At 73.2% G+C, this 16,530-nt stretch carries 13 protein-coding genes and 1 pseudogene; 4 read left to right on the top strand and 10 right to left on the bottom strand.

Annotated features, from left to right (window positions below; genetic code table 11):
• Positions 1-111 precede the first annotated feature (111 nt).
• The 5 genes from ACZ7N4_RS13720 to ACZ7N4_RS13740 form a co-directional block, all read right to left on the bottom strand.
• Entirely contained in the window at positions 112-1,677 is a 1,566-nt protein-coding gene (locus tag ACZ7N4_RS13720; RefSeq protein ID WP_471357664.1) for a PucR family transcriptional regulator, read from the bottom strand.
• A 42-nt stretch (positions 1,678-1,719) separates the two neighbouring features.
• Complete coding sequence (locus tag ACZ7N4_RS13725) at positions 1,720-2,970, bottom strand: aspartate aminotransferase family protein (protein ID WP_471358011.1); 1,251 nt, start codon at positions 2,968-2,970, stop codon at positions 1,720-1,722.
• A gap of 29 nt (positions 2,971-2,999) precedes the next feature.
• A complete protein-coding gene (locus tag ACZ7N4_RS13730; RefSeq protein ID WP_471357667.1) occupies positions 3,000-3,842 on the bottom strand; it encodes a nitrilase-related carbon-nitrogen hydrolase in 843 nt (280 codons plus the stop codon).
• Positions 3,843-4,047: 205 nt separating this feature from the next.
• Positions 4,048-5,493, bottom strand: a complete 1,446-nt coding sequence (locus ACZ7N4_RS13735) for a hypothetical protein (protein WP_471357669.1) — start codon at positions 5,491-5,493, stop codon at positions 4,048-4,050.
• Between the two features lie 177 nt (positions 5,494-5,670).
• Positions 5,671-5,922: a helix-turn-helix domain-containing protein gene (locus tag ACZ7N4_RS13740; protein WP_471357672.1), complete on the bottom strand. Its 252-nt coding sequence runs from the start codon at positions 5,920-5,922 to the stop codon at positions 5,671-5,673.
• Positions 5,923-5,995: 73 nt separating this feature from the next.
• Here ACZ7N4_RS13740 and map point away from each other — a divergent pair, with 73 nt between their 5' ends.
• Both map and ACZ7N4_RS13750 read left to right on the top strand, forming a co-directional pair.
• Complete coding sequence (map, locus tag ACZ7N4_RS13745) at positions 5,996-6,772, top strand: type I methionyl aminopeptidase (RefSeq protein WP_471357674.1); 777 nt, start codon at positions 5,996-5,998, stop codon at positions 6,770-6,772.
• 115 nt (positions 6,773-6,887) lie between these two features.
• Positions 6,888-9,428: an ATP-dependent Clp protease ATP-binding subunit gene (locus ACZ7N4_RS13750; protein WP_471358013.1), complete on the top strand. Its 2,541-nt coding sequence runs from the start codon at positions 6,888-6,890 to the stop codon at positions 9,426-9,428.
• Positions 9,429-9,470: 42 nt separating this feature from the next.
• On the opposite strand, the gene ggt is transcribed toward ACZ7N4_RS13750, so the two are convergent.
• Positions 9,471-11,273, bottom strand: a complete 1,803-nt coding sequence (gene ggt, locus ACZ7N4_RS13755) for a gamma-glutamyltransferase (RefSeq protein ID WP_471357675.1) — start codon at positions 11,271-11,273, stop codon at positions 9,471-9,473.
• A 108-nt stretch (positions 11,274-11,381) separates the two neighbouring features.
• Between ggt and ACZ7N4_RS13760 the strand changes: the two genes are divergently transcribed.
• Together ACZ7N4_RS13760 and ACZ7N4_RS13765 are read left to right on the top strand one after the other, a co-directional pair.
• Positions 11,382-12,125, top strand: a complete 744-nt coding sequence (locus ACZ7N4_RS13760) for a hypothetical protein (RefSeq protein ID WP_471357678.1) — start codon at positions 11,382-11,384, stop codon at positions 12,123-12,125.
• Positions 12,126-12,248: 123 nt separating this feature from the next.
• A complete protein-coding gene (locus ACZ7N4_RS13765) occupies positions 12,249-13,814 on the top strand; it encodes an alpha/beta fold hydrolase (RefSeq protein ID WP_471357681.1) in 1,566 nt (521 codons plus the stop codon).
• A gap of 75 nt (positions 13,815-13,889) precedes the next feature.
• Here the strand turns inward: ACZ7N4_RS13765 and ACZ7N4_RS13770 are convergent.
• The 4 genes and pseudogenes from ACZ7N4_RS13770 to ACZ7N4_RS13785 all read right to left on the bottom strand — a co-directional run.
• Positions 13,890-14,351, bottom strand: a pseudogene (locus ACZ7N4_RS13770) (amino acid ABC transporter permease); the annotation flags it as partial.
• Between the two features lie 250 nt (positions 14,352-14,601).
• Entirely contained in the window at positions 14,602-15,042 is a 441-nt protein-coding gene (locus ACZ7N4_RS13775; protein ID WP_471357685.1) for a DUF6278 family protein, read from the bottom strand.
• A 15-nt stretch (positions 15,043-15,057) separates the two neighbouring features.
• Positions 15,058-15,837, bottom strand: a complete 780-nt coding sequence (locus ACZ7N4_RS13780; protein ID WP_471357686.1) for an exodeoxyribonuclease III — start codon at positions 15,835-15,837, stop codon at positions 15,058-15,060.
• Between the two features lie 35 nt (positions 15,838-15,872).
• Positions 15,873-16,508, bottom strand: a complete 636-nt coding sequence (locus ACZ7N4_RS13785; protein ID WP_471357689.1) for an MBL fold metallo-hydrolase — start codon at positions 16,506-16,508, stop codon at positions 15,873-15,875.
• Between the last annotated feature and the right edge of the window lie 22 nt (positions 16,509-16,530).

The raw sequence follows: 16,530 nt of genomic DNA on the forward strand, positions 1-16,530 counted from the left end.
GACGGCCGGTTGGACTGGCAGCGTGTCACGTTCGCGGGTGGTCGGCGTGCCACTGTGTCACGCGTGCCCGGGCCCATGTTTCACCGCCGTTGTCGCAGGTCGTCGCATCTGTCATCCCTGTTGCGCGTCGTGCGCGAGGAGCGCGATGTGCACGGAGGCCGCCTGTTCGAAGTCGTCCAGGTCGACACCGAGGCGGGCCTGTATGGCCTCCAGGCGGCGGTAGAGGGCGGGCCGGGAGACGTGGTGGAGCTGGGCGGTGCGGGACTTGTTGCGGCCCGTGGCCAGATAGGTCCGCAGGACGTTCAGCAGCTCCGGTTCGGCCTCGCACAGCAGCCCGTCCAGCTCGCGCTCGGCGAAGGACTGCACCTGGGGGTCGTCGCGCAGCAGCCGGATCAGGCCGCGCAGGTGGACGTCCTTGAGCCGGACGACGGCCGGCAGGTCGAGGGCGGCCGCGGAGCCGGCGACGGCGTCGGCGACATGCCGGGCCTCACGCAGTCCGGCCGGCACGTCCTCCCAGGCGGTGCGGGGGTCGGCGGCGGCGACCACGGCCTCGGACCCGGCCCGCAGCCGCGTCGCGAAGTGCGTGGTGAGCGTCCCGGCGTCCTGGTCGCGGGCGAGGCTGAGCAGCACGGCGGCGGTCCCGTCGGCGAGTTCGGCGGCGATGCCGGGCAGCCCCAGCAGCCGCAGCACCCGGTCCAGCCGCTCCGGGTCGCGGCCCTGGACGACGAGCGGCACGAACGTCCTCCGGTTCACCGGCAGTCCGGCCGCGCGGGCCCGGGGCAGCAGCTGCCGGGCCGGTACGACGCCGGAGACGAGGTCGGTCAGCAGGCTCTGCGCGGACTGCTCCTCCCAGCTGTGCGCGGCGGTGCCGCCGAGCATCCGGTGCAGCACCAGGGCCTCGGCGGCCCGGTCGGCGAGCAGCCGCCCGGTGGCCGGGTCGCCCCGGTGGCCGCACAGCAGCAGCCGGCCCCAGCGCTCGCCGCGTCCGCCGAGTTCGGCGCGGATCCAGCCGTCGCCCGCGTTGCCGCCGGCCTGCCGGGCGATCCGTTCCCAGTCGCGCAGCACGTCGTCCACCGCGGGACGCTCGCCCGCCGTGCCGAGGACCCGGTGGGCGAGGTTGGTGACGACGACCGGGCACCCGCTGTGCCGGGCGATCTCGTCGAGGAGCCCTTGCAGCGGGGTGCCCGCCGTGATCAGTGCGGTGAGCGCGGTGCGGACGGTCTCCGACAGGCTGATCGCGGCGTACTTCCGCCGGACCAGCCGGGACTGGACCTCCTCGGTCAGTTCGGCGAAGGGGAACGGCCGGTGCAGGACGACCAGGGGCAGTCCGCACCGCTCGGCGGCCCGGCGCATCACCTCGGGCGGCGCGGGGAAGGCCCGGCCGAGGCCGAGGACGACGGCCGCCGCCTCCGCCCGGTGCAGGGACTGGATGTACTCGGTCTGCCGGGCCTCGTCGCCGGCGAGCAGCACACCGGTGGTGAGGACCATCTCGCCGCCGCTGAGCATCACCCCGACGTCGGCGGCCTCGGCGACGTGCACCCAGCGCACCGGCCGGTCCAGCTGGTCCCGGCCCGCCACCACCTCCGGTTCCCCGGCGAGCACCCGCTCCAGGGTGAGCACCTGGCGCACGGACAGGGCGGGTTCCGGGGCGGGCCGGGACTCCGGGGTGATGCTCATGGCCGTACACCTGTTCTCTCGTACGTGCTCCTCGGCCGTTCTCTAGTACGTGCTCCTCAGCGCGTGTTCCAGGATCGCCGCACCCTCCTCGGCCTCGGAGACGGTCAGCGACAGCGGCGGGGTGATCCGCAGGGCGGTGGTGCTGTGGCCGCCGCCCTTGCCGAGGAGCAGCCCGCCCTCCCGTGCCGCCTCCAGCACGGCGGCGACGGCCTGCGGGTCGGCCTCGTCCGTGCCCGGCCGGACCAGTTCGACGCCGATCATCAGCCCGCGTCCGCGCACCTCGCGCACCCCGGGCAGCTGGGCGGCGACCGCCCGCAGCCGCTCGATGAGCAGCCCGCCGACGCGCCGGGCGTTGCCCTGGAGATCGTGTTCCAGGAGGTGGGTGAGGTTGGCGAGGCCGGCGGCCATGGTGACCTGGGTGCCGCCGAAGGTGGAGATGCTCTGGGCGTCCAGGCAGTTCATGATCTCGGCGCGGGCGACGACCCCGCCGACGGACATGCCGTTGCCGATGCCCTTGGCGAAGGTGACGATGTCGGGCGGGCCGCTGCGGGCGTGTGCCTGCCAGCCCCAGAAGTGGTCGCCCGTGCGGCCCCATCCGGTCTGCACCTCGTCGGCGATCCACAGGATCCCGTGGTCCCTCAGGACGTCGCGGAACGCGGCGTAGAGACCGTCGGGCGGTGAGGTGAACCCGCCGACGCCCTGGACGGGTTCGGCGATCAGCGCGGCCGGCGGGCGGGTGTGGCCGAGGACGTCCTTCAGATCGGCGACGCACGCCTCGACGAACGCGCGGTCGTCGAGGTGGGCGAAGGGGCCCCGGGTGCGCACACCGCCGTGGACGTAGTGGGTCTGCAGCGGGGACAGGGAGGTCGGGGACCAGACGCGGTTGCCGGTGATGCCGACCGCGCTGAAGGAGCGGCCGTGGTAGCTGTTGCGCATGGCGAGGACGGTGTTGCTGCGCCGGTGGGTGGTGGCGAGCAGCAGGGCGGTGTCGTTGGCCTCGGTGCCGGAGGTCGTGAAGAACACCCGGGGGTCCGGGATGCCGCTCAACTGGGCGATGCGTTCGGCGAGTTCGACCATCGGCCGGTTGAGGTAGAGAGTCGAGGAGTGGATGATCCGGCCGGCCTGCTCACCGACCGCCTTGGTGACCTCCGGCAGCGCGTGCGCGGTGAGCGTGGTCAGGATGCCGCCGAAGAAGTCCAGGTAGCGGCGTCCGGCGGCGTCCCAGACGTACCGCCCCTCGCCGTGGGTGATCTCGATCGGATCGTCGTAGTAGAGGGCGAGCCAGTCGGGCATGACCCTGCGGTGGCGGGAGTGGAGGTCGGTCACGGCCGTACCAGCCCTTCGTAGGCGTCGGGGCGGCGGTCGCGGTAGAACGCCCACTGCTGCCGGACCTCCTCGATGAGGTCGAAGTCCAGGTCGCGGACGAGGAGTTCCTCGCTCTTGTCGCCGGCCACGTCCCCCACGAACCGCCCCCGCGGGTCCACGAAGTACGAGGTTCCGTAGAAGTCGTTGTCGCCGTACTCCTCCTGCCCCACGCGGTTGATGGCGGCGACGAAGTACTCGTTGGCGACGGCCGCGGCGGGCTGCTCCAGCTGCCACAGGTGGGCGGACAGGCCCCGGTGGGTGGCGGAGGGGTTGTAGACCAGCTGGGCGCCGTTCAGTCCGAGTTGCCGCCAGCCCTCCGGGAAGTGCCGGTCGTAGCAGATGTAGACGCCGACCTTGCCGACCGCGGTGTCGAAGACGGGCCAGCCCAGGTTGCCGGGCTTGAAGTAGTACTTCTCCCAGAAGCCCCTGACCTGGGGAATGTGGTGCTTGCGGTACTTGCCGAGGTAGCTTCCGTCGGCGTCGATCACGGCGGCGGTGTTGTAGTAGAAGCCGGACTGCTCGACCTCGAAGACCGGTACGACGATCACCATGCCGGTCTCGCGGGCCAGCTCCCGCATCCGGCGCACGGTCGGGCCGTCGGGGACCGGCTCGGCCCAGCGGTAGTGCTCCGGCTCCTGGACCTGGCAGAAGTAGGGGGCGTTGAAGACTTCCTGGAACCCGATGACCCGGGCGCCCCGGCGGGCCGCCTCGCGGGCGTGCTCCTCATGTTTCGCCACCATGGACTCGGTGTCGCCGGTCCAGGTGGCCTGGACCAGAGCGGCGCGGACGACGTTGGCCATGAGCTGCTCCTTCGACACGACGTCAGAGCCTCTACGCCCGTAGAGCAGACCGTAGAGGGACGAAAGTAAGCCTCCGCGCGGGTCTTGCCAAGACCATCGTCGTCAACCCGCTGAGTCGATCTCGTTTCACACTCCTGCGGGTGACACGACCGGCCCCTCACCGTGACATACCCACCCACACCGGGACACTACTCTCCCCCGCCCGTCACGTGGCGTGCCCGGCGACGCGCAATGCGTGCACGACGTCCCAGTGCCGCTCGTCGGAGACCCCGAGCGCGGCCTGGAGCAGCAGCGGGACCAGACGCGGGGGGTCGACGGCGGCGCACCGGGCGGCCTCCTCCGGCGTACGGACGCGCACGCAGGCGTCCAGCAGGGCCCGCGCCTCCCGGCCCCGCCCCTCGTCGTCCAGCCGCAGCACGGCCGCGCCGATCTGCTCCGCGGGCCGCGCCACCCCCTGCCGCAGCAGCTGCCGCCCGTCGTCGTCCCGGCCCGCCGACGCGAGGGCGTCGGCGGCGGCGACCAGCTGTCCGGCGGGCAGTGCGGCGGCCTCCCACAGCAGCGTGGCCCAGTCGGCGCCGAGCCCCGCCCGGTGCAGGGCGTCCGCGAGCAGGGGCCACCGCCCCGCGGGCCACCGGACCGCCTCCGTCAGCAGCACGTGCGCCTCCCCGCTCCGCCCCTCGGCCCGCAGCCGCGCCAACCGCGCGACGGTGCGCGCGACGGCCTCCCCGCCCCGTTGGTCCACGGCGACCGGCTCCGCCCGCACCGGCTCCCCCACCTCCTCGACCCCGGCGAACCGGGCCCCCCGCGGCGTACGCCGCCCGGCGCCGACGTCCGCCCCGCCGCCCCCGCCCGCCCGCGGCACGACGACCGGGGCGCCCCCGTCCCCCTCTCCGGCCCCGGCGAACCGGGCACTGCCCCGACGGCGCTTACGGGGTCCACCGGAGGTACCCGTGGCCTGCCGGCCGAGTCCGGGTCCGGGGCCGGACCGGACAGCGGGGCCGACGGGCGGGGCATCGACGACCGGTTCGGCCGGTTCAGCCGGAGTGGGACGGTCGGCGGGGGTCCCGGCGGGGTGCGCCGGGCGAGCGACGGTGACGGCGGCCCGTGTACGTGCGGGGTTGCCGGCGGCTGCTCCGGTCCCCGCCCCTCGGTCCAGGCGCCGCAGGCGCGCGTGGAGTTCGGCGCAGCGGGCTGTGGCGCGGTGGTGGTCGTCCTGGGCCCAGGCGAGGTCGTGGTGGAGGGACTCGGCCTGCTCCGGGGAGAGCGGGGTGGAGAGGAGGCGGGTCAGACCGGCCCGGCGTTCCGCGGCGTAGCGCTGTTCGCGGAGCATGACGTCGAGCCGGTCGGCCAGCGCGTCGCGGGCGCCGGGCCGGGCGTCGTACGCGGTGAGCGCCTCCGCGTGCAGCGCGCGCGCCCGTTCCCGTTCGGTCGCGGCGGCGGCGGTGCCGTACACCACGCCCAGGTCCTCCAGCAGCGCCTCCACCACGTCCCACGGCGGCACCTCACGCCCGTCCAGGCAGGCGCGCATGCCGGCGGGATCCCGCCGCCAGAACACCCCGCTCCAGCCGCCGCGCGGGTCCAGGCGCGCCAGGAGGGCGTCCAGGTGGTGCGCGAACTCCCTTACCGCGTCGGGGAGTCGTTCCACAGCCATCGCCCAGCTCCCGCCCGACCGCCGGCACTCCGACCGATAGGCAACACCAGTGGTGTTACGGATGTGCTACGGAGAGTTTTCGGGCAGTGCGCGGACCGCTCCATCGCGGGCGCCGGGCCGGTGCGCGGACCGTCGCCGCGAGCCACGGACCGGTGCGCGGCGCGACGCTCGGGCGCCTCAGACGGGCACCAGGGCGCACCGGGCGACCAGCTCGTCCATCGACAGGCCGAGAACGCCCGCCAGCGCGGCCACGGTGAAGAACGCCGGTGTCGGCGCCCGTCCCGTCTCGATCTTGCGGAGCGTCTCCGCCGAGACGCCGGCCTCGGCGGAGACCTCGGCCATGCTCCGGCCGCCACGCGCCTCACGCAGCAGCAGCCCGAGCCGCTCGCCGCGTTCGCGCTCTTCCGGGGTGAGGGGGGTGCGCACCATGCACCCATTCTAATACCGCCTCGCGTCGCCGCACCGGACGCGACCCCATTTAAATACCGGTATAGTAATTGGCATGATGGAACTGAAGACCGCCACGTCGATCGACGCGATGCACGAGGCCGGCCGGGTCGTCGGCCGGGCCCTGACCGCCGTACGGAACGCCGCCCGCGTCGGCGTCTCCCTGCTGGAGCTGGACGAGGTCGCCCGGGAGGTGCTGCGCGAGGCGGGCGCGTCCTCGCCGTTCCTCGGCTACCGCCCCTCCTTCGCCCCGACCCCCTTCCCCGCGGTGATCTGCGCCTCCGTGAACGACGCGATCGTGCACGGCATCCCGACCGGCTACCGGCTGCGCGACGGCGACCTGCTCTCCGTCGACTGCGGTGCGGAACTGGACGGCTGGGTCGGCGACTCGGCGATCAGCTTCGTGGTGGGCCGCCCCCGCCCGGCGGACCTCCGGCTGGTCGAGACCGCCGAGCGGGCGCTGGCCGCGGCCATCGAGGCGGCCGTGGCCGGCAACCGCATCGGCGACATCGCCCACGCCGTCGGCCGGGTCTGCCGTACGGCCGGCTTCGGCATCCCGCAGGGCTTCGGCGGCCATGGCGTGGGCCGCCGTATGCACGAGGAGCCGGAGGTCCCGAACGAGGGCCGCCCCGGCCGCGGTGTCCCCCTGCGCCCCGGCATGGTCCTCGCCATCGAGCCCATGCTGATCGCGGGCGGCGGGGACGGCTACCACTCGGCGGCGGACGGCTGGACCCTGCGCACCGACGACGGCTCCCGCGCCGCCCACGTCGAGCACACCGTGGCGATCACGGAGTCCGGTCCGAGGGTCCTGACGGCCCGGGAAACGGCCTGACGGACCCGGGTGGGCGAACATGCCCACCCCCACGGATCGTGTCATCGTGGGCATGAGCAACCCACCCCCGGGTTACCCGGCCGCTCCGCATGTCGTCAGCGAAGGAACCCACGCCATGACCAACGGCTACCCTCCTGACCCGTTCGGCGAATTCCTGGCCCGCTTCTTCGGCGGAGCCTCCGGCGGAGCGCCGCGTCACATCGACATCGGCCGTCTGCTCAGCCAGCCGGCCCGGGAGCTGGTCAGAGGAGCGGCCCTGTACGCCGCCGAGCACGGCAGCCGGGACCTGGACACCCAGCACCTGCTGCGCGCGGCCGTGTCGACCGAGCCCACCCGGAGCCTGCTCAGCCGGGCGGGCGCGGACCCGGACTCGCTCGCCCACGAGATCGACGACCGGGCGGGCCCGGTGCAGCACCCGCCGGGCGAGGCGCCGCCGCCGACCTCGCTGTCGCTGACCCCGGCGGTCAAGCGGGCGCTGCTGGACGCGCACGACATGGCGCGGGCGAGCGGCGCCGGGTACATCGGCCCGGAGCACGTGCTGAGCGCGCTGGCCGCGAACCCGGACTCGGCGGCGGGGCACATCCTGCACGCGGCCCGGTATTCGGCGGGCGGCCTTCCGCCCGAGGCCCCGGAGAGCACGCAGCCCCGCCCGGAGCGCCGGCGGCAGCGGCCCACCGGCACGCCGACGCTGGACAAGTACGGCCGTGATCTGACCGACCTGGCCCGGCAGGGCGGGATCGACCCGGTGATCGGCCGGGACACGGAGATCGAGCAGACCATCGAGGTGCTGTCGCGGCGCGGCAAGAACAACCCGGTGCTGATCGGTGACGCGGGCGTCGGCAAGACGGCCATCGTGGAGGGCCTGGCCCAGCGGATCGCGGACGGGGACGTCCCGGACGTCCTCGCCGGCCGCCGGGTCGTGGCCCTGGACCTCACCGGGGTGGTGGCCGGCACCCGCTACCGCGGCGACTTCGAGGAACGCCTGAACAACATCGTGGAGGAGATCCGCGCCCACTCCGACCGACTGATCGTGTTCATCGACGAGCTGCACACCGTCGTCGGCGCCGGCTCCGGCGGCGAGGGCGGCGCGATGGACGCCGGGAACATCCTCAAGCCCGCCCTCGCCCGGGGGGAGCTGCACATCGTGGGCGCGACCACGCTGGAGGAGTTCCGCCGGATCGAGAAGGACGCGGCGCTGGCCCGCCGGTTCCAGCCGGTCCTGGTGCCCGAGCCGACGGCCGGGGACACGATCGAGATCCTGCGCGGCCTGCGCGACCGGTACGAGGCCCACCACCAGGTCCGCTACACCGACGAGGCGCTGGTCGCCGCCGTCGAGCTGTCGGACCGGTATCTCACCGACCGGCGGCTGCCGGACAAGGCGATCGACCTGATCGACCAGGCGGGCGCCCGGGTCCGGCTCGGCGCCCGGACGAAGGGCACGGACGTGCGCGCGATGGAGCGCGAGACCGAGCAGCTGGCCCGGGACAAGGACCAGGCGGTCGCGGACGAGGACTACGAGCAGGCCAAACAGCTGCGGGACCGGATCGCCGAACTGAAGCAGCGGATCGCCGAGGCGTCCGGCGGTGACAGGGCCGACGAGGGCCAGGACCTCCAGGTGACGGCGGAGGCCATCGCCGAGGTGGTGTCACGGCGGACCGGAATCCCGGTCAGCCGGCTGACCCAGGAGGAGAAGGAGCGGCTGCTCGGCCTGGAGGAGCACCTGCACGAGCGGGTGGTCGGCCAGGAGGAGGCCGTCGCCGTGGTGTCCGAGGCGGTGCTCCGCTCCCGCGCCGGGCTCGCCAGCCCCCGCCGGCCGATCGGCAGCTTCCTGTTCCTCGGCCCGACCGGCGTCGGCAAGACGGAACTGGCCCGGGCACTGGCAGAGGCGCTGTTCGGCAGCGAGGACCGCATGGTCCGGCTCGACATGAGCGAGTACCAGGAACGGCACACCGTCTCGCGGCTGGTCGGCGCGCCGCCCGGGTACGTGGGCCACGAGGAGGCGGGGCAGCTCACCGAGGTGGTGCGCCGGTACCCGTACTCGCTGCTCCTGCTGGACGAGGTGGAGAAGGCGCACCCGGACGTCTTCAACATCCTCCTCCAGGTGCTGGACGACGGCCGGCTGACCGACTCCCAGGGCCGCACGGTGGACTTCACCAACACGGTCATCGTGATGACCAGCAACCTGGGCTCCGAGGCGATCACCCGGCGCGGTGCCGGGATCGGCTTCGGGCCCGGGGGCGCGGACGCCGACGAGGAGGCGCGGCGCGAGCAGATCCTGCGGCCGTTGCGCGAGCACTTCCGGCCGGAGTTCCTCAACCGGATCGACGAGATCGTGGTCTTCCGGCAGCTGACGGGCGAACAGCTGCGGCGGATCACCGAGCTGCTGCTGGAGAGCACCCGGCGGCTGCTGGAGGGGCAGGACGTGTCGGTGGAGTTCACGAGCGCCGCCGTCGACTGGCTGGCCGAGCGCGGCTACGAGCCGGAGTACGGCGCCCGGCCGCTGCGCCGCACCATCCAGCGGGAGGTGGACAACCAGCTGTCCCGGCTGCTGCTGAACGGCACGATCACCGGGGGCAGCCGGGTGACGGTGGACGCGGCGGACGGGCGGCTGGCCTTCCGCACCGGGGAGGCGCAGCCGCCCGCACCGGAGTTGTGAGCGTCTCCGGAGTGGTGAGCCCAGGGGTGAGCGTCCGGCGCGTCAGGGCGCCGGGTCCACCACCATCGCCGAGCCGCCGCCGCGCCGTGTCCGCTCGGCGGCGGCCAGCCACTTACCGCCGGGCAGCCGCTGCACGCCGGTGGCCGCGCCGATCTCGGGGTTCTCCTTGAAGCTGTGCCCGATGGCCTCCAGCTGCTTCCTCAGGCCGCTGTCGTACAGCCCGGGTTCCAGCTCGGTCTGGGCCGCGTTGCGCTGGCTGGCGCGGGGTGCGGCGATCGCGTCGACCAGCGGCAGGTGCCGGTCCAGGAAGCCGGTGAGGGTCTGCAGGACGGTGGTGATGATGGTCGCGCCTCCCGGCGAACCGACCGCCACCACCGGCCTGTCGTGCCGGTCGAGGACGATCGTCGGGGAGATCGAGGAGCGCGGCCGCTTGCCCGGGCCGGGCAGGTTCGGGTCGTGCACCGCCGGGTTGGCCGGGGCGAAGGAGAAGTCGGTCAGCTCGTTGTTGAGCAGGAAGCCCCGGCCCGGCACGGTGATGCCGCTGCCGCCGGTCTGCTCGATGGTGAGCGTGTAGGCGACGACGTTGCCCCATTTGTCGGCGACGGTGAGGTGGGTGGTGTTCTCCCCCTCGTAGGTCGTCGGGGCGGCCGTACCGCCCCGGCCGCAGGGAGCGGGGTGGCGCGGGTCGCCGGGTGCGAGCGGGCTGCCGAGCACGGCGTCGTCCTTGACGAGGCAGGCCCGCGAGTCGGCGTAGCGCTGCGAGAGCAGCTGCCGGGTGGGGACGTCCTCGAAGGCGGGGTCGCCGACCCAGCGCCCGCGGTCGGCGAAGGCGATCCGGCTGGCCTCGATGTAGCGGTGCAGGTACCGCACCTCGCTCGCCTTGGAGAGGTCGGTGCGCTCCAGGATGTTGAGCGCCTCGCCGACGGTGGTGCCGCCGGAGGAGGAGGGCGCGATGGAGTACACGTCGAGGCCGCGGTACGACGTCCTGGTGGGCGCCTGGACCTTGGCGCGGTAGACGGCCAGGTCCTTCTCGGCCAGCTTGCCGGGGCGCGCCTTCCAGCCGGAGGCGGGGTCCACGGGCGGGTGTTCGGCCGTCCGGACGATGTCGTCGCCGATGTCCCCGCGGTAGAGCGCGCCGACGCCCTGCCGGCCGAGCTGCTCGTAGGTGCGGGCCAGTTCGGGGTTCTTGAATCTGGAACCGACGACGGGCAGCCGCCCGCCCGGCAGGAAGAGCTTCGCGGTGTCGGGGAAGTAGCGGAACCGGGTCTCGTTCGCCGCGGTCTGCGCGCGGAAGGTGTCGTCCACCGTGAAGCCGTCGCGGGCGAGCCGCTCGGCGGGCTTCAGCAGGGTGCGCAGCGAGGTGCTGCCCCACTCGTCCAGCGCCTTCTGCCAGGTGGCGGGCGTGCCCGGGGTGCCGACGCTGAGGCCGCTGCTGACGGCGTCGGCGAAGGCGAGCGGCTTGCCGTTCTCGGTGAACAGGTCGGCGTCGGCGCTGAGCGGCGCGGTCTCGCGTCCGTCGATGGTGTGCACCGTGCGGGTTCTCGCGTCGTAGTAGACGAAGTAGCCGCCTCCGCCGATGCCGGCGGAGTAGGGCTCGGAGACGCCGAGCGCGGCGGCGGTGGCGACGGCCGCGTCCACCGCGTTGCCGCCGTGCTTGAGGACCTCGATACCGGCGGCCGAGGCGTCCGCGTCGACGCTGGCCACGGCACCGCCGTAGCCGACGGCCACGGGAACCTTGCCCACCGCCTTGTCCGTTGTCGCGGCGGGTGGCGCCGCCGCCCCCACCGACACCACGGCGGCCGAGACCGCCAGGACCGCCAGTTTCCGCGTACCAGGACGACCCATCCGAACCTCCCGTCGGGACAGTCCGCGCAGCGTAACCGGATTGCCGGTACTACCGACAGTACGCCTGAGGCCCGTGGTCGTCGCCCGGGCCCGCTAGCATGCGCGGCCATGAACGACGACGTGCGCAACATCGTCCTGGGGGTCGTCGCGGCGGGCATATCCGCCGCGCTGGGCTGGCTCGCCCGTACGTTCCTCTGGCGGCGCCGACTCCGCCGCAAACAGGCCTTCTTCGGGCTGCCGGACCACTCCGAGGCACTGCTCGTGGTCAACCGCAAGGCGGGCGGGCCGGAGCTGACGGTGGCGCGGTACGACATGTTCGCGCTGCTGGAACTCTCCGCGCTCATCAAGGACTGCCACGCGCGTGTCGAGATCGTGGCGCACGACGCGACCCGGCAGGGCTTCGGCGGACGGACGGAGTTCTGCGTCGGGGGGCCCTACTCGAACGACCGGATGGCGGCCCATCTCTCCTCGCTGCTGCCGGGTGTGCGGATGAACGTGGAGGCCGAGAGCGGTCCGGAGCTGGGCGCGCTGCGGATCGGCGCGGAGACGTACCGCATGGAACGCGGCCGGAGCGAGTACGTACTGCTCGCCCGGCTCACCGTGGACGGACGGGGAGACGCCCGCCCGGTGTTCCTCTTCTGCGGCCAGCGCGCCGTCACCAACCAGGCCGCGACCCGCTATCTCGCCCGTGAGTACGAGCGGTTGGCCCGCAAGCACGGCGGCGGTTCCTTCGTCCTGCTGCTGAAGGTGGTCAACTCCGAGGCGTACGGCCCCGATGTGGTGGAGCTGGTGGCGGACGTGACGCGGGCGGCGCGCACGCCGCTGCCGGAGCCCGCCGCCGACGCTGAGTGAGACGTCAACAATCTTTACCCGTACGTAACTTACCGACGGGTTACTTGCGGTAAGGGGACGAGGTTACCGTCGGGTCACTTTGCATCGACCCACGTGAAACCTACTCACGTGAAGGAGTGACCCATGGGACACAGTCACACCGGGCTGCGCGCCTCCGCCGCCGCGGCCGTCTCCGCGGCGCTGCTCGCCGGTACCGTCACGGGCCTGGCGCCGGCCGCCGAAGCCGCCCCGTCCATCCGCTTCGTGGACATCACCGGCGACGGCGGCACCGTGCTCAAGGCCAACGTCCTCACGCCCGAGGGCGCCGACGGCACGCACCGCTATCCGCTCATCGTGCTGCCCACGAGCTGGGGCCTGCCCCAGGTGGAGTACCTGGCCCAGGCCCAGAAGCTGGCCGACTCCGGTTACGTGGTGCTCGCCTACAACGTGCGCGGATTCTGGCAGTCCGGCGGCCGGATAGAAGTGGCCGGTCCGCCCGACACAGCGGACGCCTCGAAGGTCATCGACTGGGCCCTCGACCACACCCCGGCCGACCCGGACCGCATCGGCATGGCCGGGGTGTCGTACGGCGCCGGGATCAGCCTGCTCACCGCCGCCCACGACAAGCGGGTCAAGGCCGTGGCCGCGCTCAGCGGCTGGGCCGACCTGATCGACTCGATCTACTCGGGGCGCACCCAGCACCTCCAGGCGGCGGCCGTGCTGGACGGAGCGGGCACCCTCACGGGCCGGGAGAGCCCCGAACTCCGGGAGATCTTCGACAACCTGTACTCCTCGAACCTGTCGAAGGAACAGGACATGATCGACTGGGGGCGGAAACGTTCCGCCGCAACCTATGTCGACCAGCTCAACAAGAACGGCGCCGCCGTCATGCTGGCCAACGCCTGGGGCGACACGGTCTTCCCGGCGAACCAGTACGCCTCCTTCTACGAGAAGCTGACCGTCCCCAAGCGCCTCGAACTGCGGCCCGGCGACCACGCGACACCCGAACTGACCGGCCTGTTCGGGCTGCCCAACGACGTGTGGACGGACACCCGCCGCTGGTTCGACCACTACCTGAGGGGCGCCGACAACGGCGTCGACCGCGAACAGCCGGTCCGGCTGAAGTCCCGTGGCGCGGGGGAGTACGAGGGCTACCCGGACTGGAAGTCGGTCGCCGCGACCCGGAAGAAGATCGCGCTCGCGGGCTCCACCACCATCCACGCGAACGTCGACTCCGGCGCGGACGGCGGGATCGTCTTCCTCTCCAGCATCCTCGACCAGGTCGCCCAGCTCCCGCCCGTCGCGTCGATGCCGCTGCTGCCGCGCCGCTGGGCGGCCGTGTGGCAGTCGGAGCGCCACGACGGCACGCAGCGGGTGCGCGGCACCACCGCCCTGCACACCACGCTCACGCCGACGAAGGAGAGCGGCACCCTCGTCGCCTATCTGTACGACGTCGGTCCCCTGGGCTTCGGCAAGCTGGTCACGCACGCGCCGTACACCTGGCACGGGCGGACGCCCGGCGAACCGTTCGCCGTCGACCTGGAGCTGTTCTCCACGGCCTACGACGTCCCCGCCGGGCACCGCCTCGCACTGGTGGTCGACACGGTCGACCCGCTCTACGCCGAGCACAACCCGTCCGGCGCGCAGCTGACCTTCTCCTCGCCCGAGGACGACCCGTCGTACGTGTCCGTCCCGCTCGGCGAGCAGTGATCTCCGGCTGCCGCCGGACGAGCATGGCCCGCGTGAACTGCCGCCCCCCTCATGCTCTCGGGGCCGTGGGGGGCACCCCACCGGCAGCAGCGCCCCCGGCCCGGGCGTGGCGTCCGCCACCCCCTTGGTCTTGGGGCTGCGCCACTCACGCCGGTACACCCAGTCGGCGAACCACGAGAGCAGCATGCACATCCCGGTGTGGATCGGCGAGATCACCCTCACCACGGGGATGAACGGCAAATCGTAGTCGAGATCCGAGGCGATGGGCTTCCCGGCGTGGAGGAACTCCTCGTGGGCGACGAGAAAGCCGAGGGAGGCGTCCTTCGGCGCGACCGCCAACTGGCCGGTGAGCAGGGACAGCACGGCGCGCGCCGCCCGGGGGGCCGGGACGTGCGCGGTGACCTGCGTCTTGCGTGAGCCGAGCGCGAACGCGGCCTTCCGTCGGCCGCGTTCGACGGCGTTCACCCCCGAGCGCAGGACCTCGGCGAGCACCGAGCCGTGGTACAGGGTGAGTCCGGCGACCGGGGCGGGCAGCGGGCCGGGTCCCGGTCCGGGTGGGTGGTGCGGGAACGTCCCGGCCACCGGGTCGTCGCCGGGCGGCCCGCCCCCGGGCCGCACTCCCCCGTTGCCCGCGCTCCGCGTACTCCACCGCCGACGGACTCACCCCCAAGGCGGCTTTGCCGGGGGCCGCAACCCGTCCGCAGCACAGCGGAGTTGACGGGCCCTTGTGCCTTCCGGGCAACAGCCGTGCGCACAGTAGGCGGAGATGTCCAGGGGGCACGGGGAGTCAGCTCTCGGCGATCTCCGCGTACAGCTGGGAGAGCTCGGGGACCCCGCAGGCCGCCCACTCCTGCCCGGCCGGCACCACCTCCACCGCCCGGCCCGAGGCGAGCCGTACGACGGGCTCACCGTCGGGCCGGATCCGCCAGCCGGCGCCGGGCACGGTGCGCACCACGACGGTGCCCAGGTACAGCCCGGCGTCGTGGCCCAGCCCGGGCAGGGTCTCGGGGTCGTCGCGCCAGCGCGGGGCCATCTGGTCCAGGGCCTCCAGGGAGGCCGGGCTGCCGTCCAGGCGGACTCCCGCCCGCTCCGCCTGGGAACGCAGCAGGTCGCATTCGGACAGCAGCGCGGCGAGCGCCCCGGGGTCGGAGGAGAACGCCTCGGGGCCTGCGGTGAGGGCCGCGTCACCGTTCTTCTTGTGCCGGGGGCCCAGGAACGGAAGGTGCATGGACCCAGCGTGGCATCACACGTCCAGGTCGACCACCACCGGCGCGTGGTCGGAGGCGCCCTTGCCCTTGCGCTCCTCCCGGTCGACGTAGGCGTCCTTGACGGCCTGCGCGAACGGCTGGTTGCCGTAGACCAGGTCGATGCGCATGCCGCGGTTCTTCGGGAAGCAGAGCTGGCGGTAGTCCCAGTACGTGAACGGGTGGTCGTACTTCAGCGGGCGTGGCACGACGTCGCCGAGGCCCGCCTCGCGCAGGGCGGCCAGGGCGGCGCGCTCGGCCGGGGTGACGTGGGTGGAGCCCTCGAAGGCGGCCGGGTCGAAGACGTCGTCGTCGGTCGGCGCCACGTTGTAGTCCCCCAGGACGGCGAAGGGGCGGTCGCCCTGGGCGTCGCCGTACACGGCCGCCTTCAGGGCCTCGAACCACTGGAGCTTGTACGCGTAGTGCGGGTGGCCGACCTCGCGGCCGTTCGGCACGTACACCGACCAGACGCGGACCGGGCCGCAGGTCGCCGAGATGGCGCGCGGCTCGGTGACGCCGTCGAAACCCGGGTCGCCGGGCAGGCCCTTGACCACGTCCTCGATGCCGACGCGGGAGAGCACCGCCACGCCGTTCCACCGGCCGGTCGCGTGGACCGCGGCCTCGTACCCCAGCTCGCGGAGCTGCTCGAACGGGAACTGCTCCTCGGCGATCTTGGCCTCCTGGAGGCAGAGCACGTCGGTGCCGCTGCTCTCCAGCCAGGCCAGCAGCCGGGGAAGGCGGGCGGTGATCGAGTTCACGTTCCAGGTAGCGATGCGCATGCCTCACAACCTACCCGGAGCCACTGACAACGGGCTCAGAGCTCGGTCCACGCCCCCGGGTGGAGCCGCTGGTGTGCCGTGCCGCCCAGGCGGCCGAGGTGGCCCTCGTAGATCGGCAGGGCGAGGTCGGTGAGCAGGGCGTCGTGGACGTCGTACGCGCGCCGCGGGCCCACCTCGCGGACGTAGTCGATCACCTCGGAGATCTTGTTCCAGGGGGCCATCACCGGCACCAGCAGCGTCTCCACCGCCCGGCCGGGCACGGTGAGGGCGTCGCCGGGGTGGAAGACCTTCCCGCCGTCGAGCAGGTAGCCGACGTTGGTGACGCGCGGGAGGTCCGGGTGGATCACCGCGTGGAGTTCGCCGTGGACCTGGACGTCGAAGCCGGCCGCGGTGAAGGTGTCGCCGTGGCCGACGGTGTGCACGCGGCCCGGGAAGGCCGCCGTGATCCGCTCGGCGACGGCCTTCAGCGTCCAGATCTCGGCGGCCGGGTTGTTCTCCATGGCGGCCCGCAGCCGGAACTCGTCGAAGTGGTCCGGGTGCTCGTGGGTGACCAGGATCGCGTCCGCGCCGAGCGCCGCGTCCTCCTCGGAGAAGGCGCCCGGATCGATGACGAGGATCTGCCCGTCCTTGTCGAGGCGGACACAGGCGTGGGATTTCTTCGTCAGCTTCATGTCTCCCCATCCTGCCGCCCGC

The sequence above is a fragment of the Streptomyces sp. NPDC107654 genome, from assembly GCF_055639035.1.

What these genes read in the sequence shown, in the direction of transcription:
- ACZ7N4_RS13720 (WP_471357664.1), bottom strand. Translation starts at nt 1,677, where the DNA reads ATGAGCATCACCCCGGAGTCCCGGCCCGCCCCGGAACCCGCCCTGTCC.
- ACZ7N4_RS13725 (WP_471358011.1), bottom strand. Translation starts at nt 2,970, where the DNA reads ATGCCCGACTGGCTCGCCCTCTACTACGACGATCCGATCGAGATCACC.
- ACZ7N4_RS13730 (WP_471357667.1), bottom strand. Translation starts at nt 3,842, where the DNA reads ATGGCCAACGTCGTCCGCGCCGCTCTGGTCCAGGCCACCTGGACCGGC.
- ACZ7N4_RS13735 (WP_471357669.1), bottom strand. Translation starts at nt 5,493, where the DNA reads ATGGCTGTGGAACGACTCCCCGACGCGGTAAGGGAGTTCGCGCACCAC.
- ACZ7N4_RS13740 (WP_471357672.1), bottom strand. Translation starts at nt 5,922, where the DNA reads ATGGTGCGCACCCCCCTCACCCCGGAAGAGCGCGAACGCGGCGAGCGG.
- map (WP_471357674.1), top strand. Translation starts at nt 5,996, where the DNA reads ATGATGGAACTGAAGACCGCCACGTCGATCGACGCGATGCACGAGGCC.
- ACZ7N4_RS13750 (WP_471358013.1), top strand. Translation starts at nt 6,888, where the DNA reads ATGACCAACGGCTACCCTCCTGACCCGTTCGGCGAATTCCTGGCCCGC.
- ggt (WP_471357675.1), bottom strand. Translation starts at nt 11,273, where the DNA reads ATGGGTCGTCCTGGTACGCGGAAACTGGCGGTCCTGGCGGTCTCGGCC.
- ACZ7N4_RS13760 (WP_471357678.1), top strand. Translation starts at nt 11,382, where the DNA reads ATGAACGACGACGTGCGCAACATCGTCCTGGGGGTCGTCGCGGCGGGC.
- ACZ7N4_RS13765 (WP_471357681.1), top strand. Translation starts at nt 12,249, where the DNA reads ATGGGACACAGTCACACCGGGCTGCGCGCCTCCGCCGCCGCGGCCGTC.
- ACZ7N4_RS13775 (WP_471357685.1), bottom strand. Translation starts at nt 15,042, where the DNA reads ATGCACCTTCCGTTCCTGGGCCCCCGGCACAAGAAGAACGGTGACGCG.
- ACZ7N4_RS13780 (WP_471357686.1), bottom strand. Translation starts at nt 15,837, where the DNA reads ATGCGCATCGCTACCTGGAACGTGAACTCGATCACCGCCCGCCTTCCC.
- ACZ7N4_RS13785 (WP_471357689.1), bottom strand. Translation starts at nt 16,508, where the DNA reads ATGAAGCTGACGAAGAAATCCCACGCCTGTGTCCGCCTCGACAAGGAC.